Source organism: Altererythrobacter sp. CAU 1778 (assembly GCF_054482795.1).
Genome location: NZ_JBTLRP010000001.1, coordinates 1,688,825 through 1,709,552, shown reverse-complemented (window position 1 = coordinate 1,709,552; position 20,728 = coordinate 1,688,825). Strand labels below are relative to the sequence as shown.

The 20,728-nt window shown below is 64.0% G+C and carries 21 protein-coding genes; 13 read left to right on the top strand and 8 right to left on the bottom strand.

Annotated elements, in window-relative coordinates:
- Nucleotides 1-4: 4 nt before the first annotated feature.
- Entirely contained in the window at nt 5-946 is a 942-nt protein-coding gene (locus ACXYN8_RS08095) for a DUF3137 domain-containing protein (protein WP_458888852.1), read from the bottom strand.
- Nucleotides 947-1,028: 82 nt separating this feature from the next.
- On the opposite strand from ACXYN8_RS08095, the gene ACXYN8_RS08090 reads away from it, so the two are divergent.
- Together ACXYN8_RS08090 and ACXYN8_RS08085 are read left to right on the top strand one after the other, a co-directional pair.
- On the top strand, nt 1,029-1,592 hold the full coding sequence (locus ACXYN8_RS08090; RefSeq protein ID WP_458888851.1) for a LemA family protein: 564 nt from the start codon (nt 1,029-1,031) through the stop codon (nt 1,590-1,592).
- Between the two features lie 217 nt (nt 1,593-1,809).
- On the top strand, nt 1,810-3,012 hold the full coding sequence (locus ACXYN8_RS08085; RefSeq protein ID WP_458888850.1) for a type III PLP-dependent enzyme: 1,203 nt from the start codon (nt 1,810-1,812) through the stop codon (nt 3,010-3,012).
- 243 nt (nt 3,013-3,255) lie between these two features.
- Here the strand turns inward: ACXYN8_RS08085 and ACXYN8_RS08080 are convergent, their stop codons facing one another.
- The 4 genes from ACXYN8_RS08080 to murI all read right to left on the bottom strand — a co-directional run bounded on the left by ACXYN8_RS08080 (nt 3,256) and on the right by murI (nt 7,267).
- Nucleotides 3,256-4,131 (bottom strand): OmpA family protein, encoded by an 876-nt coding sequence (locus ACXYN8_RS08080; protein ID WP_458888849.1) that lies wholly within the window; start codon nt 4,129-4,131, stop codon nt 3,256-3,258.
- Between the two features lie 272 nt (nt 4,132-4,403).
- Nucleotides 4,404-5,099 (bottom strand): nitroreductase, encoded by a 696-nt coding sequence (locus ACXYN8_RS08075; protein ID WP_458888848.1) that lies wholly within the window; start codon nt 5,097-5,099, stop codon nt 4,404-4,406.
- 72 nt (nt 5,100-5,171) lie between these two features.
- On the bottom strand, nt 5,172-6,392 hold the full coding sequence (hemA, locus tag ACXYN8_RS08070) for a 5-aminolevulinate synthase (protein ID WP_458888847.1): 1,221 nt from the start codon (nt 6,390-6,392) through the stop codon (nt 5,172-5,174).
- A 65-nt stretch (nt 6,393-6,457) separates the two neighbouring features.
- On the bottom strand, nt 6,458-7,267 hold the full coding sequence (gene murI / locus ACXYN8_RS08065) for a glutamate racemase (protein ID WP_458888846.1): 810 nt from the start codon (nt 7,265-7,267) through the stop codon (nt 6,458-6,460).
- Between the two features lie 84 nt (nt 7,268-7,351).
- Here murI and plsY point away from each other — a divergent pair, with 84 nt between their 5' ends.
- The 5 genes from plsY (at nt 7,352) to ACXYN8_RS08040 (ending at nt 12,599) form a co-directional block, all read left to right on the top strand.
- Nucleotides 7,352-7,933, top strand: a complete 582-nt coding sequence (plsY, locus tag ACXYN8_RS08060; protein ID WP_458888845.1) for a glycerol-3-phosphate 1-O-acyltransferase PlsY — start codon at nt 7,352-7,354, stop codon at nt 7,931-7,933.
- Complete coding sequence (gene dprA, locus ACXYN8_RS08055; RefSeq protein ID WP_458888844.1) at nt 7,930-9,021, top strand: DNA-processing protein DprA; 1,092 nt, start codon at nt 7,930-7,932, stop codon at nt 9,019-9,021. The genes plsY and dprA overlap by 4 nt, the downstream gene beginning before the upstream one ends.
- A gap of 20 nt (nt 9,022-9,041) precedes the next feature.
- Complete coding sequence (locus ACXYN8_RS08050; RefSeq protein WP_458888843.1) at nt 9,042-9,755, top strand: hypothetical protein; 714 nt, start codon at nt 9,042-9,044, stop codon at nt 9,753-9,755.
- Between the two features lie 91 nt (nt 9,756-9,846).
- The gene (gene topA, locus ACXYN8_RS08045) at nt 9,847-12,417 is read left to right on the top strand and encodes a type I DNA topoisomerase (RefSeq protein ID WP_458888842.1); all 2,571 of its coding nucleotides are present in this window, start codon (nt 9,847-9,849) and stop codon (nt 12,415-12,417) included.
- Nucleotides 12,417-12,599 (top strand): hypothetical protein, encoded by a 183-nt coding sequence (locus tag ACXYN8_RS08040; RefSeq protein WP_458888841.1) that lies wholly within the window; start codon nt 12,417-12,419, stop codon nt 12,597-12,599. Before topA ends, ACXYN8_RS08040 begins: the two co-directional genes overlap by 1 nt.
- A gap of 15 nt (nt 12,600-12,614) precedes the next feature.
- Here ACXYN8_RS08040 and era read toward each other — a convergent pair whose 3' ends face one another.
- The 3 genes from era to lepB are packed head-to-tail and all read right to left on the bottom strand — an operon-like array spanning nt 12,615 to nt 15,027.
- Nucleotides 12,615-13,523 carry a GTPase Era gene (gene era / locus ACXYN8_RS08035; protein WP_458888840.1) on the bottom strand — a complete coding sequence of 303 codons (909 nt, stop codon included), beginning with the start codon at nt 13,521-13,523 and terminating at the stop codon, nt 12,615-12,617.
- Nucleotides 13,520-14,158, bottom strand: coding sequence for a ribonuclease III (gene rnc / locus ACXYN8_RS08030; protein WP_458888927.1), 639 nt, complete (start codon nt 14,156-14,158; stop codon nt 13,520-13,522). Before rnc ends, era begins: the two co-directional genes overlap by 4 nt.
- 44 nt (nt 14,159-14,202) lie before the next feature.
- Nucleotides 14,203-15,027 carry a signal peptidase I gene (lepB, locus tag ACXYN8_RS08025; protein WP_458888839.1) on the bottom strand — a complete coding sequence of 275 codons (825 nt, stop codon included), beginning with the start codon at nt 15,025-15,027 and terminating at the stop codon, nt 14,203-14,205.
- 127 nt (nt 15,028-15,154) lie between these two features.
- On the opposite strand from lepB, the gene pgi reads away from it, so the two are divergent.
- The 6 genes from pgi (at nt 15,155) to ACXYN8_RS07995 (ending at nt 20,721) form a co-directional block, all read left to right on the top strand.
- Nucleotides 15,155-16,708 (top strand): glucose-6-phosphate isomerase, encoded by a 1,554-nt coding sequence (gene pgi, locus ACXYN8_RS08020; RefSeq protein WP_458888838.1) that lies wholly within the window; start codon nt 15,155-15,157, stop codon nt 16,706-16,708.
- A gap of 69 nt (nt 16,709-16,777) precedes the next feature.
- Complete coding sequence (locus ACXYN8_RS08015) at nt 16,778-18,310, top strand: acyl-CoA carboxylase subunit beta (RefSeq protein ID WP_458888837.1); 1,533 nt, start codon at nt 16,778-16,780, stop codon at nt 18,308-18,310.
- Nucleotides 18,311-18,322: 12 nt separating this feature from the next.
- Entirely contained in the window at nt 18,323-18,775 is a 453-nt protein-coding gene (locus ACXYN8_RS08010; protein ID WP_458888836.1) for a hypothetical protein, read from the top strand.
- A complete protein-coding gene (gene mce / locus ACXYN8_RS08005; RefSeq protein ID WP_458888835.1) occupies nt 18,772-19,221 on the top strand; it encodes a methylmalonyl-CoA epimerase in 450 nt (149 codons plus the stop codon). Before ACXYN8_RS08010 ends, mce begins: the two co-directional genes overlap by 4 nt.
- A gap of 99 nt (nt 19,222-19,320) precedes the next feature.
- The gene (locus ACXYN8_RS08000) at nt 19,321-20,106 is read left to right on the top strand and encodes an enoyl-CoA hydratase-related protein (protein WP_458888834.1); all 786 of its coding nucleotides are present in this window, start codon (nt 19,321-19,323) and stop codon (nt 20,104-20,106) included.
- A 3-nt stretch (nt 20,107-20,109) separates the two neighbouring features.
- Nucleotides 20,110-20,721, top strand: a complete 612-nt coding sequence (locus ACXYN8_RS07995) for a glutathione S-transferase family protein (RefSeq protein WP_458888833.1) — start codon at nt 20,110-20,112, stop codon at nt 20,719-20,721.
- Nucleotides 20,722-20,728: the final 7 nt, after the last annotated feature.

Sequence of the window (20,728 nt, the reverse complement as noted above, 5' to 3'; positions counted from 1 at the left end):
GCGCCTAGCGTTCCGGTTCCTGCAAGGCGTCGGCAAGGTCGGCGAGCCGCGCGAACTGGTCGATCGTGCGCGCGACGCGGATGTGATCGTCGCCTGCGTCGATCGAGCCACTTTCGAACAGGTTGCCGCAATTGAGCGCCACCACCAGTTCGCCGTCGGAAAAGATGCTGGTGATCTTCTCGCCCGCGAACGCCTGCTCCACGGCGATCAGCCGTTCGATATAACGGGGGTGCACGATGTAGCGCGCCTCCACCTGGTCGTTGGTGTAGACGTCGAAAGTGTCGACGAACTCGGGATGCACCATGTCGGCAAAGTCGAGCCGAACACCCTCGACCGAAATGTAATCCCTGCTCCCGCCGAACAGCTTGCCGTGCCGACCCTTGCGCGCGACCAGCGTGGTGCCGTGGAACCTGCGGCGAAACCCCATGGTCAGGATGGAGCCGCGGAATACGGTGACCCAGCGGGTGTTCTTGCCCGAACCCCGGCGCTCTTCCAGATGCGCTTCGTGCAGCACGAAGGGGTGGCCCGCGTAATGCCCGCTCCACATGTCCTCGAAGCTCGCGCGGTCGTAACCGGGCACCATGTGCGCCGCCTTGGCCAGGGCAAAGCCGCGGCCCGGTTCCAGATCGTGAACATAGGCCAGGCCGAGCGCGCCTGCGATGGCCTCGTTGATGCCGGTCTTGACCTGCTTCACCGCCGCGCGTTTCGGGGCTTGCGACCAGTACCAGATCATCGCCGCCGCACCGAACCCGAAGTAGAGCAGGGTCGTCGGTTCGAGCACTCCGAGGATTCCGACGAACAGCCAGACCGGCCCGGCAATGATCGCGCCCTTCCACAGCCGGTTGATCGCCTCTTTCTTGGCGTCTTCGCGCACGGCGACCTGCGAATGGAGCCACTGGCCCAGTTCACCGGCCATCAGGCGTTCTGCGCTGGGATACTCCGCCATTACCCTACGAAACCCCCGCAATCCGTTTGCTTAACCCTTCGCATCCTATACTATGCCGCTATTGGCAATGGGAGGTTAAGGCGTGACGGTTGTCATCATTGTTCTGGCGATTATCGTGTTCGTCGCGATCCTTGTCGTCGGGATTTACAATTCGCTCGTCGGGCAGCGGCAGAACGTCTATCAGGGCGTTGCCGATATCGATGCGCAGTTGCGCCAGCGGCACGATCTGATCCCCAATCTCGTCGCCACGGTGAAGGGCTATGCCACGCACGAGAAAGACACGTTCGATGCGGTGATCAGCGCGCGCAACCAGGCCGCCAGCGGCGCGATGAACTCGGGCGACGAAGGGCAGCTTCGCATCGCGCTCGACAGGCTGCTGGCCCTCGCGGAAGCCTATCCGGATCTTAAGGCGAACGTGAACTTTCAGGAATTGCAGCGCGAACTGAGCGACGTTGAAGACAAGCTTGCTGCCGCACGCCGCGCGCTCAATGCTGCGGTCTCGCGCTACAATACCGCGCGTGAAAGCTTCCCGGCCGTGATGTTCGCATCCGTGCTGGGGTTCCAGCAGGCCGACTTCCACAAGCTCGACGACAGCGAGAAGGGCGTAGTCGACCAGGCACCGCGCGTCGATTTCCAGCCAAGCTGACACCGGCGGTCACGTCCCGGCGAACAAGCGCCACGGCTCGGCCACTCTGCGGGAGCCAATCTGCAGCCCACTCGCTAACCCCTAAACCAGGGCACATTTCCCTTGCGGTTCGGTCGCGGCTCTCTATATGCGCCCTTCCTGCCCCAAGGGACACGAACCGCAAGGCAGCCCTGTTGACCGAAAGGTCAGAAACTAAACCTTCTGGGGGTCCCTTGAATTGCACATCTATCCTGACGCTCGGTCTGTAGTTCGCGACCTCGCACCGGACGAACCGGTCATCTGCAATCGCCCGCACGCCGCCGCGCGCGCTGGCCATTTCTTCGCGCAGAAATTCCCCGGCAAGTCGATGTATGCGGTGAAGGCGAATCCGTCGCCTGACTTGCTGCGCGTGCTCTACGACAGCGGAATCACCCATTACGACGTCGCTTCCATCGCCGAAGTGCGGCTGGCGCGTGAAACGCTGCCCGAGGCGACCCTGTGCTTCATGCACCCGGTCAAGACTCGCGCCGCGATTCGCGAGGCGTATTTCGAGCATGGCGTAAAGACCTTCAGCCTCGACCATATCGAGGAACTGGAGAAGATCGTCGAATGCTGCCGCGGAGAAGACGGCGAAGCCGCCAGCGACCTGCGCCTGCTGGTGCGGCTGCGCGTGTCGTCCGACTATTCGGAGCTTTCGCTGGCGTCGAAGTTCGGCGTCGATCTTGCGGACGCGGCGCCGCTGCTGCAGGCGACCCGCCAGCATTGCGACTGGCTGGGCGTGTGCTTCCACGTCGGCAGCCAGGCGATGACGCCATTCGCCTATGTTCAGGCGCTGGAGCGTGTGAAGGCCGCCGTGGCGGAAGCCGGCGTCGTGATCGACATGGTCGATGTCGGTGGTGGTTTCCCGAGTGTCTATCCCGGCATGGAGCCGCCGCCGCTCGAAGATTACTTCGCGATCATCCACAAGCATTTCGAGGCGTTGCCGATCGCCTACAACGCGGAACTCTGGTGCGAGCCCGGTCGGGCCCTGTGCGCCGAGTATTCCTCGATGATCGTACGCGTCGAAAAGCGCCGCGGGAACGAGCTTTACATCAACGACGGTGCCTATGGTGCGCTGTTCGATGCGGCCCACGTAGGCTGGCGCTTCCCGGTCGCCTCGCTGGAGGAAGGCCGCCAAGGACCGCAGGAAGATTTCGCGTTCTTTGGCCCGACCTGCGACGACATCGACTTCATGCAGGGGCCGTTCCAGCTTCCCGGCGACATCAAGTCCGGCGACTATATCGAGATCGGTATGCTGGGCGCCTATGGTGCGGCGATGAAGACCGGCTTCAATGGCTTCGGTAATGCGCAGCAGGTCGTGACCGGAGACGAGCCTATGGCGAGCCTCTATCGCGGCGACCGCGAAGTGCGCCAGAGCGACAATGTCGTAAGCCTGCGGTGATGCGCGTGTTCCGGCGAGGCCTGCTGTGTCTCGCCGGGGTTTTTATGGCGTCCGACGTCGCTGCGCGAAGATCGCACCGCCGCATCCATCGACGTTAGACTGATTCGATTCCGGGTCGATGCCCCAAGAGACAATGCGCGGCCGGCTGCTGACCGGAAACGTCGAGCCGGCGAAACGCCAGAAGGCGCTCGCCGGCTCGTAGAAGGGCAGGGCAGCCCGCAGGCCGTCCTTGTGCAAACAGACCTAGAGTCCGTCGACGGCCTTGCTGACCATGATGTTCACCGCCACGCGGCGGTTCTGGGCCATGTTCTGCGCGGAATCGTTCGGCGCAATCGGGTCGGCCTCTGCCATGCCGGTCGGCGTCAGCATCCGGTAGGGCTTCCAGCCGCAGGCCTGCTGCAGGTAGTTCACCACGCGGGCCGCACGCTTCTCGCTCAGATCCTGGTTGAACTCGTAGTCGCCGGTCGAATCGGTGTAGCCGACCACCAGCAGCAGGGCGTTGTCCATGCCTTCCGCTTCGGTCGCGGCGTTGCACAGCGCGGCCTCGGCATCGGGCGACAGCGCGGCCTTGCCGGTGTCGAAATAGACATTGGTGGTGTTCTTGAGGTTGTAGTTGTCGATGTCACCGACGCGCCCGCGCAAAGCCTCCGTCGCGGCAGTCTGTTCGGCGAAGCCCTGCGCCGTGCCGGTGCGGATCATCGTCGCGGTCTTCATGTCCTTGGTCTTGAGCGCGATCTTGCTCGCCACGAGGCCGTTGGCCCATTCGACGGTTTCGACTTCGACCGGCAGGCCGTTCATCAGTTCGTTGACCGACAGCTTCTCCTTCGACAGTCCGAGGAAGCCGCCGCTGGAGCGAATTTCGGTGCCCTGGCTGAGCGAAACGACAGTGCGCTCGCCGCCCGGCGTCGTAACCTGGATGCGGTCGCCCGAACGGGCCGAGATGAAGCCTTCGAGATCGGGCCCTTCGTTCATGCCCGAAAGGTCGGATGGCGGGGAGCCGTAGACGGTGGTGAGGACTTCGCCTTCGCCTTCACTCGCCTGCTGGGCGCCCGCGGGGACGGACATCGCCAGTGCGGCCAGCGCGCTGGCCGAAACGATAGTCTTGGAAATGGTGGTCATCGCAATTCTCCTTACGTAATCAACGAGCCTTCATCCTTCCCTTGCGAACCTGCTGAAATTGCAGGCCCATTTCCCTGTCGGACGCTTATGGCTTCAACTGCCCCCTTGAAAATATTGAACAAATTTTTCGCAGTCGCCCACAGGTTGTGAGCGGGTCGACCGGAACCAGCAGGCTCCGGATTGCCAGTCAATGAACTGAACCCGCCTCGTATCCTACCATGAGGACGGGCGGGGCGGGTGGTGCGATGAGTCGAGTTGTGCGTTTCGCGCGGTCAGTCGCCGAATCCGACGAAATTCGCTGCGTCCGACACTTCGCGGCGGGTGATCTTGACCGCGTTTGCGGGGAAGTCCGGATCCGGCCAGCCCATCGCCACCGCCTTCATGATGACCTGGTCGTCGGGTATCCCGGCGTGCTCTCGCACGACGGGCGACTGCATGATCCCCTGCGAGTTGATGACGCAGCCCAGCCCGCGCGACCACGCGGCGTTGACCAGCGCAGTCGTGACGGCACCGCAATCGAAGGCGGTGTCGTCGCTGCCGGAAAGCTCCCTGTCGTAACTCACGATCACGCAGACCGGCGCGTCGAACTGGCGGAAGCCGCGAAGCACCCACTCCTGCCGCATTTCCTTGTCGTCGCGTTCGATGCCCATCGCTTCGAACAGCTGCACGGCGCAACCGATCTGACGTTCGCGGTGCTTGCCCGCGAAAGCGTCCCCGCGCCGGAACTCACGGCTGTCGGGCAGGCCGGCGAGAATGTTCTCGGTATTGCCCTTGCGAATCCGATCGAGCGGCTCGCCCGTAATGACGTGGAAGTGATAGGGCTGGGTGTTCATGGACGAAGGAGAGCGCATGGCGAGAGCCAGCACTTCCTCGATCAGTTCGCGCGGTACGGGCTTGTCGAGGTAGCCACGGATCGAGCGGCGGCCAAGCACCACGTCATCATAGGTCTGTTCGGAATTGCCGCGCATGTTCTCTCCTTGTGGGAGAGCGGCCTAGCGCAGGCCGAAGCAATCGCAAATTCCGCTACGGCAATCCTGCGCTCAGGCTGCCCTTGCCAGCTCCAGTTCCATGCGATCCCAGATTTCGACCAGCGCGCGGACAAGCTCGCGCATCATCTCCTCGGTATGGGCGGGGCCGGGAGTGAAGCGCAGACGTTCCGTACCACGGGGCACGGTCGGGAAGTTGATCGGCTGAACGTAGACGCCGTATTCGGCGAGCAGGATGTCGCTGATCTTCTTGGCGCGCACCGGATCGCCCACCATCAGCGGCACGATATGCGTGGTGCTGGGCATGACCGGCAGGCCGGCCTGCGCCATCAGCGCCTTGAGCTGCGCCGCGGCAGCCTGTTGTGCGTCGCGCTCCTCGCTCGAAGACTTGAGATGCTTCACCGCCGCGAGCACGCCTGCGACCAGCGCCGGGGACAGCGAAGTGGTGAAGATGAAGCCCGGTGCGTAGCTGCGGATGCAGTCGACGATCTTGGCGTCGGCGGCAATGTAGCCACCCATCACGCCGAAAGCCTTGCCGAGCGTGCCTTCGATAATGTCGATGCGATGTGCGGCTTCGTCGCGTTCCGTGATGCCGCCGCCGCGTTCGCCATACATGCCGACCGCGTGAACTTCGTCGATATAGGTCAGCGCGTTGTATTTCTCCGCGAGGTCGCAGATTGCGTGGACCGGGGCGACGTCGCCATCCATCGAATAGACGCTTTCGAAGGCGATGACCTTCGGCGTGTCCGGATCCTCTGCGGCGAGCAGTTCTTCGAGATGCGCGATGTCGTTGTGGCGGAAGACCCGCTTCTCGCACCCGGCATTGCGGATGCCGGCGATCATGCTGGCGTGGTTCAGCTCGTCGGAGAAGATGATGCAGCCCGGAAGCAGTTTGGCTAGCGTCGACAGCGTCGCGTCGTTGGAGACATAGCCGCTTGTGAACAGCAGCGCGCTTTCCTTGCCGTGGAGGTCGGCCAGTTCACGCTCAAGCTCGATGTGGTAATGCGTGTTGCCGCCGATGTTGCGGGTGCCGCCAGAGCCTGCGCCGACATCGTGCAGCGCCTCTTCCATGGCGGCGATGACCTTCGGGTGCTGACCCATGGCGAGGTAATCGTTCGAGCACCACACGGTGATCGGCTTGGGGCCGTTGTGCCCGGCGAAACAGCGGGCGTTGGGATAGCCGCCCTTGTTGCGCAGGATGTCGATGAAGACGCGGTAGCGCCCTTCCTCGTGCAGCCGGTCTATGGCCTGGTCGAAGATCTGGTCGTAATTCATGTCAGCGGGCGCATTACGCGCGGAAAGCCGCGGTTTCTACCGCGATCTTTGCGAGTGATTCGCAGCTAGAGCCGCTCTACCCGGACAAGACCCGCCGCCTGCAACGAGCGTTGCAATCTTTGAAACGAGGGCAGGTCGCCTGTCGTGAGGGCCAGATCGGGGTTTACGCGGCCGATCGGCTGACCTTCGACGAGGTGAGCGATGCGGCGGGCTATGCCTTCGCTGCCATCAACGAATTGCACCTGCGGACCGAAGACCTGCGCCAGTTCGTCGCGGAGCAAGGGGAAGTGGGTGCAGGCGAGCACCAGCGTATCAATCTCTGCGCCGCGTTGGTGGTCCAGCAGACCGGCGACTGCGTCCCGAACCTGGGCTTGCATCACGGCATCACCGCGCAGCTTCGCCTCGGCGAGAGAGACCAGTTCCGGCGCAGCGTGGCGCAGCAGCACCTTGTCGGCGGCGAACTCCGCCTCCAGCCGGTCGACATAGGACTGCCGGATCGTGGCCGCCGTGCCAAGGAGGCCGATCACGCCGGTCTTCGTCAGCACGGCGGCTGGCTTGATCGCGGGCACGGTCCCCACGATGGGCACTTCCAGCACCTCGCGCACCATGCCCAGCGCGATCGTGCTTGCGGTGTTGCAGGCGATGCAGATCAGGCGCGGATCGTAGCGTTCCGACAGGCGGCCGAGCAATCCGCACACCCGTGCGGCAATCTCCGCCTCCGACTTGTCGCCATACGGCAACCCCGCCTCATCCGCGACGTAGATCACCGGCGCATCGGGCAGTACTTCGCGAAGCGCGTGCAGCACCGTCAGCCCGCCGACGCCGGAATCAAACAGCAGGATAGGGGCGGACGGGTCCAAAGTGACGGTTTCCAATGGCAGCAAGCTTGTCGAAGCCCCGTACTTAACTTTACAGCGGTTTCAAACATCAAGGCGGATGGCCTTGCGACGGAGACGGCTGTGAACGCGTTTTTCGCACTCTTGCTGGGATATGCCTGCGGTTCGATCCCGTTCGGCCTGCTGCTCGCGAAGGCAGCGGGGCAGGGGGACATCCGCAACATCGGCAGCGGCAATATCGGCGCGACCAACGTGTTGCGGACGGGCAGGAAGGGGCTGGCAGCGGCAACGCTGCTGCTCGATCTGGCGAAGGGGTTTCTCCCAGTCTTCATCGCATGGCGATGGGGCGAAACGGCGGCTGGCGTCGCAGCGCTTGGCGCGGTGCTGGGGCACTGCTTCCCGGTCTGGCTGAAGTTTCGCGGCGGGAAGGGCGTAGCGACGCTGGCGGGCGTGTGCTTCGGCATCGGCCTTTTCGTCGGGCTGGCCTATGCCGTGGTCTGGCTGGGCCTGCTGGCGGTGACGCGGATCAGTTCGCTTGCCGGGATGAGCGCGGCGGTGATCGCACCGGTTGCGGCCTGGGCGTTCGGCTTCGTCGCGGCGGTACCATTTCTCGCGGTGATCGCAGTGCTCATCCTGTGGCTCCACCGCGCCAATATCGGTCGCCTGCGCGCCGGGACCGAACCGAAGGTCGGCGCGAAAACGTGAGCCTGACACAGGACGAAGCCTTCGCGCGCATCCGCCTGCTGCGCAGTCCCAATATCGGGCCGATCACCTATCGCCAGCTACTCCGCCGCTTCGGCAATGCCGTCGCCGCGCTGGAGGCTCTGCCCGACATCGGCACGCGCGGCGGGCGGCAGTATCGTGCCGTCGGGACCGACAAGGTGGAGCGCGAGATCGAGGGCGTGCGGGCGGCCGGTGCGCGCTACCTGTTCCACGATCAACCCGACTATCCCGCGCTCTTGGCGCAGGTCGACGGCTCGCCCCCGATCCTGACCTGGCGCGGCCGGCTGGAACTGGCCTCCGCGCCCTGCGTCGCGATGGTCGGCGCCCGAAATGCGAGCGCGGCGGCAGTCAAGCTGACGCGCGACTTCGCGGCCGTACTGGCAGACGCGGGCCTCACCGTGGTTTCCGGCCTTGCACGCGGGATCGACGGGGCGGCGCACCAGGGCGCAATGCCTGCGACCATTGGCGTCATCGCCAGCGGGATAGAAATCGCATATCCTCCGCAGCACGCCGAGTTGCAGGAGAGGATCGCGCGGGAAGGTCTCCTCGTCGCCGAGCAACCACCGGGCACCGAACCGCGCGGCAGCCACTTTCCCAGCCGCAACCGGATCATCGCTGGCCTGGCGAGCGGTACGCTGGTGGTGGAAGCGGCGCCCAAGTCCGGCTCGCTCATCACCGCGCGGTTGGCGGGGGAGGCGGGGCGCGAGGTCATGGCGATCCCCGGCAGCCCGCTCGAACCGCGCAGTCTGGGTTGTAACCAGCTGATCCGCGATGGCGCAGTGCTGGTGCAATCGCCCGAGGACGTGGTGGAACTGCTCCACGGCTTCGACGGCACAAGGCGCTCCGCCTTCCGCGAGCCCTCCGCCGGCTTCGACTACGCGCCCGACGAACTGGCCGAGGCGGAAGCTGCGGATATCGCGGGGATGCTCACTCTCGCGCCGGTTGCAGTCGACGAACTGATCCGCCAATCTGGGGAAAGCACCGCCGCCGTGCAGCTCGCGCTGATGGAGCTGGAGGTGACAGGGCAATTGCAGCGTCATGCCGGGGGACGGGTAAGCCTGGCGGGCTAAGAAATTTCAGGGGGAACACAATGGAACGCGAAGCCGATTTTTCAGGGATTCTGAGCGAGACTTTTTCTCTCGTCAGTGCCAGCGCGAAGGCGATTGCGCTCTACGTCGCAGTCGTGGGCGGGCTGAATGCGGTCGGATTTGCGATGGGCATCGTCGAGCAGAGCGAACTGTTCAACGGCCTGGATGTGGGCTTCATGGTCAACGCCGAGCAGGGGCTGTTGGTCGCGCTGTTCCAGATCGTGATCGCCGTCGTCTCTCTGGTCGGAAGCTACCTCGTCTTGCGCGATCTGCTCGCCAAGCGCGGGCGCTTGCACGATAAGCGGATGCGGTTCTGGGGCTATCTCGGAATGTCGATCCTTGCACTGCTGGGGCTCATGCTCGGCCTCATCCTGCTGATCGTCCCCGGTCTAATTGTTCTGGTCCGCTGGTCCGCCGCCAACGGCTTCCTTCTGGGTGAGGGCGAGGGCATTACCGACGCTCTCGGCAAAAGCTGGGAGGCTACAAGGGGCCACGGCTGGGCAATCTTCTTTGTCGGGGTGGTCATCACCATCGGCCTCAGCATCGTGGGTGGCGCGATAGCAGCTGCCGCGCTTTCGACCAATTTCGACATCGCGATCTTCGCGGTCAGCGCGTTCGTCGACGCCTTTTCGAACGCCCTGCTGCTGGCGCTGAGCATCGCGGTCTTCCACCTCGTCGCACCAATGGACACCAGCGTCAGCGAAGTGTTCGAGTAACGCCCCCAACAACCCCGCTTGACGGGCGGCGGCGCGGGGCCAAACTCGCGCGTACGTACACGTATACGCGTAAGGGAACGCTGAAACCGCAATGCAACTCGTTATCGTCGAATCGCCTGCCAAGGCCAAAACCATCGAGAAATACCTTGGGGGGGATTACAAGGTCCTCGCCAGCTACGGCCACGTCCGCGACCTGCCGCCCAAGGACGGCAGCGTGCGCCCGGACGAGGACTTCGCGATGGACTGGGAGGTCTATTCCGACAAGCGCAATCGCGAGCAGGTGAAGGCCATCGCCGATGCCGCGAAGAAGAGCGACCGCCTCGTCCTCGCGACCGACCCCGATCGCGAAGGGGAAGCGATCAGCTGGCACGTCCTCGATCTGCTGAAGAAGCGCAAGGCGCTGCCCACCAAGGTGGAGCGGGTGACCTTCAACGCGATCACAAAGCAGGCGGTGACCGATGCAATGAAGGCCCCGCGCCAGATCGACAGTGATCTGGTGGAGGCTTACCTTGCCCGTCGCGCACTCGATTACCTGTTCGGCTTCACGCTCTCGCCGGTGCTGTGGCGCAAGCTGCCCGGTGCCAAGAGCGCGGGCCGCGTCCAGTCGGTCGCCCTGCGGCTGATCTGCGAGCGGGAACGGGAGATCGAGGCCTTCAGGCCGGAGGAATATTGGTCCGTCATCGCTCGCATGGAGCATGACGGGACGGCTTTCGATGCGCGACTGGTCAAGTTCGCGGGCGACAAGCTCGACAAGATGACCCTCGGCAACGAAGGCAGCGCGATGGCGGCCAAGGCCGCGGTCGATGGCGGGCGTTTCACGGTCGAGGACATCGAGACCAAGCCGCTCAAGCGAAATCCCTCTCCGCCGTTCACCACTTCCACCCTGCAACAGGAAGCAGCGCGCAAGCTCGGCTTCTCCGCCAGCCATACGATGCGTTGCGCGCAGTCGCTCTACGAAGCGGGCGCGATCACCTACATGCGTACCGATGGCGTGCAGATGGACATGAGCGCGATCATGGCGGCTCGCGATGTGATTGCCGAGCGCTTCAGCGACGACTATCGACCCGAAAAGCCGCGCTTTTACAGCAGCAAGGCGAAAAATGCTCAGGAGGCGCACGAAGCCATCCGCCCGACCGATTTCCGCAAGGATCGCGCCGGCAGCGGTGACGAGGGGCGCCTTTACGACCTGATCTTCAAGCGCGCTATGGCGAGCCAGATGTCGGCGGCCGCGCTGGAACGCACGACCGTCACCCTGCGCGATCCGACCGGCCAGCACGAACTGCGCGCCACCGGGCAGGTGGTAAAGTTCCCCGGCTTCTTCGCGGTCTACCAGGAAGGGCGCGACGACAGCGCGGACGAGGATGACGACAATCTCCTCCCCGCCATGAGCAAGGGCGACCAGCCCGCCAAGAAGAGCGTCGACGCGAACCAGCATTTCACTCAGCCGCCACCGCGCTTCTCCGAAGCGAGCCTGGTCAAGCGGCTGGAGGAGCTGGGCATCGGCCGTCCTTCGACCTACGCCTCCACCATCCAGACGCTACGCGATCGCGACTATGTCAGGATGGAGAAAAACCGTTTCTTCGCAGAGGAATCGGGCCGTTTGCTGACAGCATTTCTGGAGCGTTTCTTCCCGACCTACGTGGCCTACGACTTCACCGCGGGAATGGAAGACGAACTGGACGAAGTTTCCGGCGGGCGGGAGAACTGGAAGAAGCTGCTGAGCGAGTTCTGGAAGGACTTCAAACCGAAGACCGACGAGGTGATGGAGCAGCAGCCCTCCGACGTCACGAAGGCGCTGGACGAATATCTCTCCGACTTCCTCTTCCCGCCGAAGGAAGACGGGTCGAACCCGCGCGCCTGTCCGCTGTGCCTTGCCGAAGGGCGCGACGGTGGGGAATTGCATCTGCGCGGTGGCCGCTTCGGTGCATTCGTCGCCTGCGACAATTACCCCGAATGCAAGTACACGCGCCGCTTCGCCCAACCGGGCGCGGATGGGGAGGATGCTGCCGAAGACGGCGTGATGGGCCAGCACCCGGAGACGGGCGAGGACATCACCCGCAAGACCGGGCGCTTCGGCCCCTATGTCGAGATGGGCGAAGGCAAGGAGGCCAAGCGCGCCTCGATCCCCAAGGACTTGCCCGATTTCGATCTCGAATGGGCGGTGAAGCTCCTCTCGCTGCCGCGGATCATTGGCGGGCATCCGGAAACCGGCAAGGAAATCGAAGCTGCCATAGGACGTTACGGTCCGTATCTTCGGCACGATGGCAAATACGCCAAGCTGCAATCGACCGCCGACGTGTTCGAGACCGGCATGAACGCCGCTGTCACCCTGCTGGCCGAGGCCGTCAACCGCAAGGGCGGCGCGCGCGGCAAGGCGGAGCCGATCAAGACGCTCGGCAAGCACCCGACCAGCGAAGGCGAGATGCGGGTCATGCCGGGCCGCTACGGTCCCTACGTCACCGACGGCACGACCAACGCGACCATCCCGAAGGACATGAAGCCGGAAGACGTCACCGATGCCCAGGCGATCGAACTGATCGATGCCCGCGCGGCCAAGGGACCGGCCAAGAAGAAGAAAAAGGCAGCGCCGAAGAAGAAGGCGGCCCCGAAGAAAAAACCGGCTGCCAAGAAAAAGCCCGCTGCAAAAGCGAAGGCGGACTGATGGCGAAGGAACGCTTCGAACGCCACAAGCAACCGTGGAAGTCCGACGAGGCCGGTCAGCTGCGTACGCTGGCTGCCAAGGGCAAGGGGCTGAAGGAAATCGCCAAGGCGATCGGGCGCAGCGAGGAATCCACCAAGGACTTCGCCAAGGCGAACAAAATCGAGATACTCAAGAAACGCTGAGCGCGGCGCTCGCGCTCAGCGCACCCAGTCGAGCCCGATTTCCTCGAACAGTTCCTTGTCCTCGCTCCAGCGTTCGTCGGTCTTGACGTGCAGGAAGAGGTGGACCTTCTGGCCGAGCAGTGCGCTCAGCTCCTCGCGGGCGGCCTGCCCGATCGCCTTGATGCGGCTGCCGCCTTTGCCGAGAACGATGGCGCGCTGGTTGTCCCGCGCGACAAGGATTTGCTGGTGAATTTCCACGCTGCCGTCCGGCCGCTGGAGGTATTTTTCCGGCCGAACCGCGCTGTCGTAGGGCAGTTCCTCGTGCAGCTGGCGGTAGAGCTGTTCGCGCGTGATCTCGGTCGCGAGCAGGCGTTCGCTGGCGTCGCTGACCTGATCTTCGGGATACATCCACTCGGCCACCGGCATCATCGCGGCGAGCGCGGACTTCATTTCGGCCACACCGTCGCCGGTCAATGCCGAGATGAAGAAAACCTCGGTGAAATCGACCTTGGCTGAGAGTTCTTCGGCCAGAGCCAGCAGCGGCTCCTTCTTCGCGCGATCGACCTTGTTGAGGACAAGGATCTTGCGCTCGGGCCGCCCGGCGACCTGCTCAATCAGCGGTTCCAGTTCGTGGCGGCGTTGCTTGATCGGATCGACCAGCAGCAGCAGCGCATCGGCGGCCTCCGCGCCTTCCCATGCCGCGCTCACCATTGCGCGGTCGAGCCGGCGCTTGGGCGCGAAGATGCCCGGCGTGTCGACGAGGATCATCTGCGTGACGGGATCGGGATCCGGATAGAGAGCGATGCCCATCATCCGCGCGCGGGTGGTCTGCGCCTTTGCGCTGGTGATCGCGACTTTCTGACCGACGAGCTGGTTGACCAGCGTGCTCTTGCCCGCGTTGGGCGCACCCAGCACGGCGACGATGCCGCATTTGTGCTCTGTCATGCGAATTGCTCCATGAACGCCTTAGCGGCGGCTGTTTCGGCTTCCTGCTTGCTGGCGGCGACGGCTTCCGCCTCGCCCACGCGGTGGACGGAAACGCGTACGGTGAAACGTGCCGCGTGGTCCGGGCCTTCGCGCTTCAGCAGTTCATATTCGGGTGGACGGCGGCGATTGCCCGCGGCCCATTCCTGTAGCGCGCTCTTGGGGTGTTTCTTCTCCCCGGTCCGACCGTTGAGCTTGTCGTCCCACAGGCGCAGAATCATCGCGCGCGTGCCCTCGAAGCCGTGGACGAGGAAATGCGCGCCGAGCAGCGATTCGGTCACGTCGCCAAGAATGTTGTCGCTGTCCGCCCCGCCGTCTTCGCGCGCCTGCTTGCCCAGCCGAACCACCTGCGACAGACCGTTGGCGCGGCCGATGGCGGCGCAGGTGGCCTTGCTGACCAGCGCGTTCAGCCGCTGCGCCATCTTGCCTTCCGGCGCGTCGGAACCTTCATACAGTGCCTGCGCGATCGAAAGGCCGAGCACGCGGTCACCCAGGAACTCGAGACGCTGGTAATCGCGGGGCGCCTGGGCGCTGCCATGCGTCAGCGCCTCTGCCCAGAGCTGTTCGTCGCCAAGGTTCGTCACGCCAAGCTGCATCAGGAACGCGCGCTCGTCGGAGGAGAGCGCGGCGAGCAGAGCGCTCAAAACGTGCCCCCGATCCGGTTCCAGCGCGCGGCGCTGAACCAGGTCCACGGGAGCAGCCATTCCGCACTGCCGTCGGTCGACCATGCCATCACCGTCGCGCGGCCCACCAGCAGTTCCTGATCGACGATGCCGACCCCGCCGCCGACCGCTGCGGGAAAGCGGCTGTCCTGCGAATTGTCGCGATTGTCGCCCATCAGGAACATCTTGCCTTCGGGCACCACGACTGGTCCGAAGGTGTCCTTCGGCATCGGCCCGAAATCGAGAACGTTGAAGCTGACGCCATTGGGCAGCGTTTCGCGGAACTGCTGGTATCGGCAGACGATGTCGCCTTCCGGCGTCTCGACCGTTTCCGAGAAGGGATGGCAACCGGTGTTGGGAGAGGCGGGGATGTCGAAATTGGCGATCCGCACCTTGGGCACCGGCTTACCGTTCAGCACGACCTGCCCGGCACGCATCTCGACCTGGTCGCCCGGCACGGCGATGACTCGCTTCACGTAGTCGGAAAGGTCGACCGGATGCTTGAAGATGACGATATCGCCCGGCTCGGGCTGGCTGGCGAAGACGCGGCCTGGAATCAGCGGCGCATTGAACGGCAGCGAATAGCGCGAATAGCCGTAGGGCCACTTGGCGGCGAACAGGTAATCGCCGTTCCACAACCGCGGCAGCATCGACTCGCTCGGAATGACGAAGCTGGAGAAGATGAAGCTGCGGAAAATGAACACCGCCAGCGCCAGCTTGAGCAGGAATTGCCAGAACGGCCCTTCCTCTTTTTTCTCCGGCTTGGCGGGCGTGGTCTCGGTCGTGACGGCGGTGTCGTTCATGCGCGCGACCCTTGTTGGCGGCCCTCGCGCTAGTCAAGCGCATTTGCGGAAGACCGGCGGGCTTGCAATGGCGTGACGCAAGGTTAGGTGCCGGAGGACTCAACTCCCAACCGAAAGCCCTTCGCCGATGACCGACGCAAAAGCCTGCTGGAAAGCCATTTCGCTGCACAACGACCCCACGCTGGAGCAGCTGTTCGCGAAGGACAGCGACCGGGTGGCGAAGCTGAGCGGACGGATCGGCTGGGGTCAGGCAGGCGACGATGCGGCGGTTCCTGCAAACTCCATCCTGTTCGACTGGTCTAAGACCCATCTTGATGACGACCTGCTGGCCGATTTCGAGGCGCTGGCCGGGGCGATGGATTTTGCTGGCAAGCGCGACCAGTTGCTGGGCGGCGAGGCTATCAACGTCACTGAAGGTCGCGCGGCGACCCACACCGCGCAGCGCGGCGTCGGCAGCGCAACGGATGTGGAGGAAGCCCAGGCTCTCCACCAGCGCATGAGGCTGTTGGTCGAAGCGATCCACGACGGCGCGATGGGCGAGGTCAAGCACCTCATCCACATCGGCATCGGCGGCAGCGCGCTCGGCCCGAAGCTGGCGGTGGACGCGCTGACGCGCGATCTCGCGCTGGTGGACGTCCATGTGGTCTCGAACATCGACGGGCTGGCGCTGGAACAGGCGTTCGCGGCCTGCGACCCGGCAACCACGCTGGTCGCGGTGGCGAGCAAGACCTTCACCACCATCGAGACCATGACCAACGCCCAGAGCGTGCTCGACTGGTTGCAGGCCGGCGGCGTCGGCGACCCCTCGGGCCGGGTGGTGGCGCTCACCGCCAGCCCCGACAAGGCCGTGGAGTGGGGCGTGGACGAAACACGCGTCCTGCCATTCCCCGAGAGCGTGGGCGGGCGTTATTCGCTGTGGTCGAGCATCGGCTTCCCCGTGGCGCTCGCCGTCGGCTGGGCGGAATTTGCCGCCATGCTGGAAGGCGCGCGCGCCGTGGACGAGCATTTCCGCGATACCGCCGGGCGCGCCAACCTGCCACTGCGCGCCGCTTTTGCCGACCAGTATTACACCCGCGTGCGCGGGTGTCAGACGCGCGCCTGCTTCGCCTATGACGAGCGGCTGGCGCTGCTTCCCGACTATCTTCAGCAGCTGGAAATGGAATCGAACGGCAAGCGCGTCACGGCGGAAGGCAATCCGCTCGACGCGGCCAGCGCGCCGATCACATGGGGCGGGGTGGGCACGGACGGGCAGCACGCCGTGTTCCAACTGCTGCACCAGGGGACGCACCTGATCCCGGTGGACTTCATCGCCAGCGTTGCGCCGGGCGACGATCTCGACCCTGCGCACCACCGCATCCTGCTGACCAATTGCTTCGCGCAAGGAGCGGCGCTGATGGCGGGCGGCAACATGAGTTCAGATGGCAAGGACCCTGCGCGCGCCTTCCCCGGCAATCGCCCAAGCGCGACCATGCTGGCAGATGATCTGGACGCCGGCGCCCTTGGCGCGCTGATTGCCTTTCACGAACACCGGACCTTCGCCAATGCCGTTCTGATGGGGATCAACCCCTTCGACCAGTTCGGCGTCGAACTGGGCAAGAAAATGGCCAAGGATGCTGAAAGCGGTGGTGGCGATTTCGACCCCAGCACCAGGGCGCTGCTGTCCGCGGCCGGTCTCGCGTGAGACCTTAGGCTGGCTTGACCGGCGGCGGGGCCGAAGCCTAACCGCCGTCAAACGATTTCAGGAGAAACCATGTCCGCCAACATCGCCGAAATGGAACGCCGCCGTGCCGCAGCCGAACTCGGCGGGGGGCAGAAGCGGGTCGAAGCGCAGCACGCCAAGGGCAAGCTGACAGCGCGCGAACGGCTCGATGTGCTGCTCGACGAAGGCAGCTTCGAGGAGCTGGATCGCTACGTCGAGCATGACTGCGTCGATTTCGGCATGGAGACGCAGAAAATCCCCGGCGATGGCGTGGTCACCGGCAGCGGCACGATCAACGGGCGACTGGTTTACGTCTTCAGCCAGGACTTCACCGTTTTCGGCGGCTCGCTGTCCAAGCGTCATGCGGAGAAGATCTGCAAGGTGATGGACACCGCGATGAAGGTCGGGGCGCCGGTCATCGGCCTCAACGATTCCGGCGGCGCGCGCATTCAGGAAGGCGTCGCCAGCCTCGGCGGCTATGCCGAGGTGTTCCAGCGCAATGTGCTGGCGAGCGGCGTGGTGCCGCAGATCAGCCTCATCATGGGGCCGTGTGCGGGCGGGGCGGTCTATTCGCCCGCCATGACCGACTTCATCTTCATGGTGGAGGACAGCAGCTATATGTTCGTTACCGGACCGGACGTGGTGAAGACGGTGACCAACGAGGTCGTCACGCAGGAAGAACTGGGTGGGGCAAAGACGCACACCACCAAGACCTCCGTTGCCGACAACAGCTTCGCCAACGACATCGAAACGCTGCTCGCAACGCGCGATTTCTTTGATTACCTACCGCTGTCGAACCGCGAGGAAGTGCCGGAACGCCCCACCGCCGACGCATGGGACCGCGAGGAGCCGAGCCTCGACACGCTGATACCCGACAACGCCAACCAGCCCTACGACATGCACGAAGTGCTCCGGAAGACGCTGGACGAGGGCGAGTTCTTCGAGATCCAGCCGGGCCATGCCGCCAACATCATCTGCGGCTTCGGGCGTGTGGAAGGGCGCACGGTCGGCGTGGTGGCGAACCAGCCAATGGTGCTCGCCGGCGTGCTCGACATCAATTCTTCCAAGAAGGCCGCGCGTTTCGTGCGCTTCTGCGATGCCTTCGAAATCCCGATCCTGACCTTCGTCGACGTACCCGGCTTCCTTCCCGGCACGGCGCAGGAGCATAACGGCATCATCAAGCACGGCGCCAAGCTGCTGTTCGCCTATGCCGAGGCCACCGTGCCCAAGATCACCGTCATCACCCGCAAGGCCTATGGCGGCGCTTATGACGTGATGTCATCAAAGCACCTGCGCGGCGACCTCAACTACGCATGGCCGACCGCCGAAATCGCCGTGATGGGCGCGAAGGGCGCGGTGGAGATCATCTTCCGCCAGGACCGCGACGATCCCGAAAAGATCGCCGAGAAGACGAAGGAATACGAAGACCGCTTCGCCAATCCCTTCGTGGCAGCGCAACGCGGCTATATCGACGAGGTGATCTACCCGCACTCCACCCGGCGGCGGATCGCGCTGGGGCTCAGGAAGCTACGCGGTAAGCAGCTTGAGAACCCGTGGAAGAAGCATGACAATATTCCGTTGTGAGGAAAAATTTTTGTGAAAAAATTTGAAGGTCAAGTAGATCGAATGACTGCCGCGCGCGAACGCTTAATCGAACTTGATATTGAGCGTTTTTTCTCGATAACACTCGATCTGTTCAAGTGGGTTATGGCGACCACTTTGACCATCAACGGAGCACCGTTGGCAGCGATGCTGAGCTCTGATTATCTCCGGCCTATGCTTCTGGGCCCCGGAATCGTCTTTAGTATAGGGTTGGCGTTTTCTGTTTTCGGAAACTTGCTACTTGTCAGAGGTCTGGCGTTAGCTGGCGACGCTTTGTTTAAGTCCCATTGGGCTGGGGTCGCAGTTACCGAACAAGATTACGATAATGTTGCCCCGGAAGCGGGCGTTAACGGTGCTTCGATGACGGCTGCAGTACTTTTGGGGCTATCTATACTGTCTTTTCTCGGGGGAATCATTTGGCTGGCATTATCATTGGAGACAAAATGAAACTCGGTCGCCTCAACCATATCGGCGTCGCGACGCCCTCGATCGCGGAATCGCTGCGCTATTACCGGGACGTCATGGGCGCCAAGATCACGCATGAGCCGTTCGATCTGGAGGAGCAGGGGGTGAAGGTTTGCTTCGTCGATACGCCGGGCGAGAATGGCACTCACGGCACGCAGATCGAGCTGATCGAACCCTTCGACGAAAGCTCGCCGATCAATGGCTTCCTCGCCAAAAACCCGGCGGGTGGTCAGCACCACCTATGCTACGAGGTCGAGGATATCGAGGAGGCGCGCAGCTGGTTCGAGGGATTGGGCAAGCGCATCCTTGGCCCGACGCGCATCGGCGCGCATGGCACGCCCATCTTCTTCCTCCACCCCAAGGACATGATGGGCCAGCTTACCGAAATCATGGAAACACCGAAGGACGACGCGCACTGGTCTAACTGACCGTCGCACCCTGCCGCAGCGCGTCCTAGCGGACTTGCCCTTGCCCCCCATCCGCGCCAGAGACGGTTGCGATTGAAAACATATCGGGAGAATGCGCGCGTGAGCTACGAAACAATCCTGGCGGAACGCGAAGGGGACGTCCTCACCGTCACGCTCAATCGGCCCGACCGGCTCAACGCTGCCTCGCTCGACCTCGCGAGCGAACTCAGCGACGCGCTCTACGATCTCGGCGATGCGCGCGCGGTGGTGATTACCGGCGCAGGCAAGGGCTTCTGTTCCGGCGCGGACCTTGCCGCGCGGGGCGAGGGCGGCCCGCTGCGCGGCAAGGGCGGCAGCCATCAGGCGCTACAGAACTTCTACAACCCGCTGATCAGCCAGATCCTGCGCACGCCTGTCCCGGTCATCTGCGCGGTCAACGGACCTGCGGCGGGTATCGGATGCTCCATGGCTTTGGCGGGCGACTTCGTGATTGCAGGGCAGAGCGCCTATTTCCTGCAGGCCTTCGTCAACATCGGTCTGGTGCCCGACGGCGGATCTTCATGGTTGCTCGCCCGCGCCATCGGTCGCGCCCGCGCCACGCGCATGATGATGCTGGGTGAGAAGATTGGCGCCGCGCAGGCGGAGGAATGGGGCCTCATCTACAAGGCCGTCGCCGACGAGGCTCTGATGGAAGAGGCAAAGGCGCTGGCGCACAAGCTCGCCGCCGGACCGACCGTCGCCTACGCCACGATGAAGGCCAACATCGCCACCGCGCTCGACGGGACGGTGCAGGACGTGCTGCTGGCCGAGGCCGAGGGGCAGCGCACCGCCGCCGCCAGCGAAGATGCGATGGAAGGCGGAATGGCGTTCCTCCAGAAGCGCGCTCCTGCGTTCAAGGGGTGCTGAGCGATGCTGTTCTACGATAGTGCCAATCCCGCGCCCAATCCGCGCCGCGTCCGCATCTTCGCAGCGGAAAAGGGCATCGAGCTACCCGTTCGGGACATCTCCATCCCCAAGCGAGAGCAGAAGTCAGACGAATATCTCGCCATCAATCCGCGCGGGCAGACGCCGGCGCTGGAAACCGACGATGGCGATGTGATCACCGAAAGCGTGGCGATCATGCGCTATCTCGAAGCGCTCCGGCCGGAGCCTGCGCTGTTCGGCAGCACCCCGCTGGAAATCGGCCGGGTCGAAATGTGGAACCGGCAGGTCGAACTGAACCTGATGCAGGCTGTCGGGCAGGTGTGGGTTCACACGCACGCCTTCACTGCCGCGCTGCCGGGCCGCAATGCCGAATGGGGCGAGACCAATCGCCCGCGTGTCGAAAGCGGCTTCAGCTATTTCGACCGTGCGCTGGAGGGGCGGGAGTTTCTCGCCACCGACAGCTTTTCTGCCGCCGACATCACCTTGCTGACGACGATGGATTTCGCCAGCTTCGTCGGCTGCGGGGCGGCGGACGATCTCGAACACCTGCACGACTGGCACGCCCGCGTCTCCGCACGCCCGAGCGCCCGCGCCTGAGAGGACC

What these genes read in the sequence shown, in the direction of transcription:
- ACXYN8_RS08095 (WP_458888852.1), bottom strand. Translation starts at nt 946, where the DNA reads ATGGCGGAGTATCCCAGCGCAGAACGCCTGATGGCCGGTGAACTGGGC.
- ACXYN8_RS08080 (WP_458888849.1), bottom strand. Translation starts at nt 4,131, where the DNA reads ATGACCACCATTTCCAAGACTATCGTTTCGGCCAGCGCGCTGGCCGCA.
- ACXYN8_RS08075 (WP_458888848.1), bottom strand. Translation starts at nt 5,099, where the DNA reads ATGCGCGGCAATTCCGAACAGACCTATGATGACGTGGTGCTTGGCCGC.
- hemA (WP_458888847.1), bottom strand. Translation starts at nt 6,392, where the DNA reads ATGAATTACGACCAGATCTTCGACCAGGCCATAGACCGGCTGCACGAG.
- ACXYN8_RS08050 (WP_458888843.1), top strand. Translation starts at nt 9,042, where the DNA reads ATGGAACGCGAAGCCGATTTTTCAGGGATTCTGAGCGAGACTTTTTCT.
- topA (WP_458888842.1), top strand. Translation starts at nt 9,847, where the DNA reads ATGCAACTCGTTATCGTCGAATCGCCTGCCAAGGCCAAAACCATCGAG.
- ACXYN8_RS08040 (WP_458888841.1), top strand. Translation starts at nt 12,417, where the DNA reads ATGGCGAAGGAACGCTTCGAACGCCACAAGCAACCGTGGAAGTCCGAC.
- era (WP_458888840.1), bottom strand. Translation starts at nt 13,523, where the DNA reads ATGACAGAGCACAAATGCGGCATCGTCGCCGTGCTGGGTGCGCCCAAC.
- rnc (WP_458888927.1), bottom strand. Translation starts at nt 14,158, where the DNA reads ATGCAGCTTGGCGTGACGAACCTTGGCGACGAACAGCTCTGGGCAGAG.
- lepB (WP_458888839.1), bottom strand. Translation starts at nt 15,027, where the DNA reads ATGAACGACACCGCCGTCACGACCGAGACCACGCCCGCCAAGCCGGAG.
- pgi (WP_458888838.1), top strand. Translation starts at nt 15,155, where the DNA reads ATGACCGACGCAAAAGCCTGCTGGAAAGCCATTTCGCTGCACAACGAC.
- ACXYN8_RS08015 (WP_458888837.1), top strand. Translation starts at nt 16,778, where the DNA reads ATGTCCGCCAACATCGCCGAAATGGAACGCCGCCGTGCCGCAGCCGAA.
- mce (WP_458888835.1), top strand. Translation starts at nt 18,772, where the DNA reads ATGAAACTCGGTCGCCTCAACCATATCGGCGTCGCGACGCCCTCGATC.
- ACXYN8_RS07995 (WP_458888833.1), top strand. Translation starts at nt 20,110, where the DNA reads ATGCTGTTCTACGATAGTGCCAATCCCGCGCCCAATCCGCGCCGCGTC.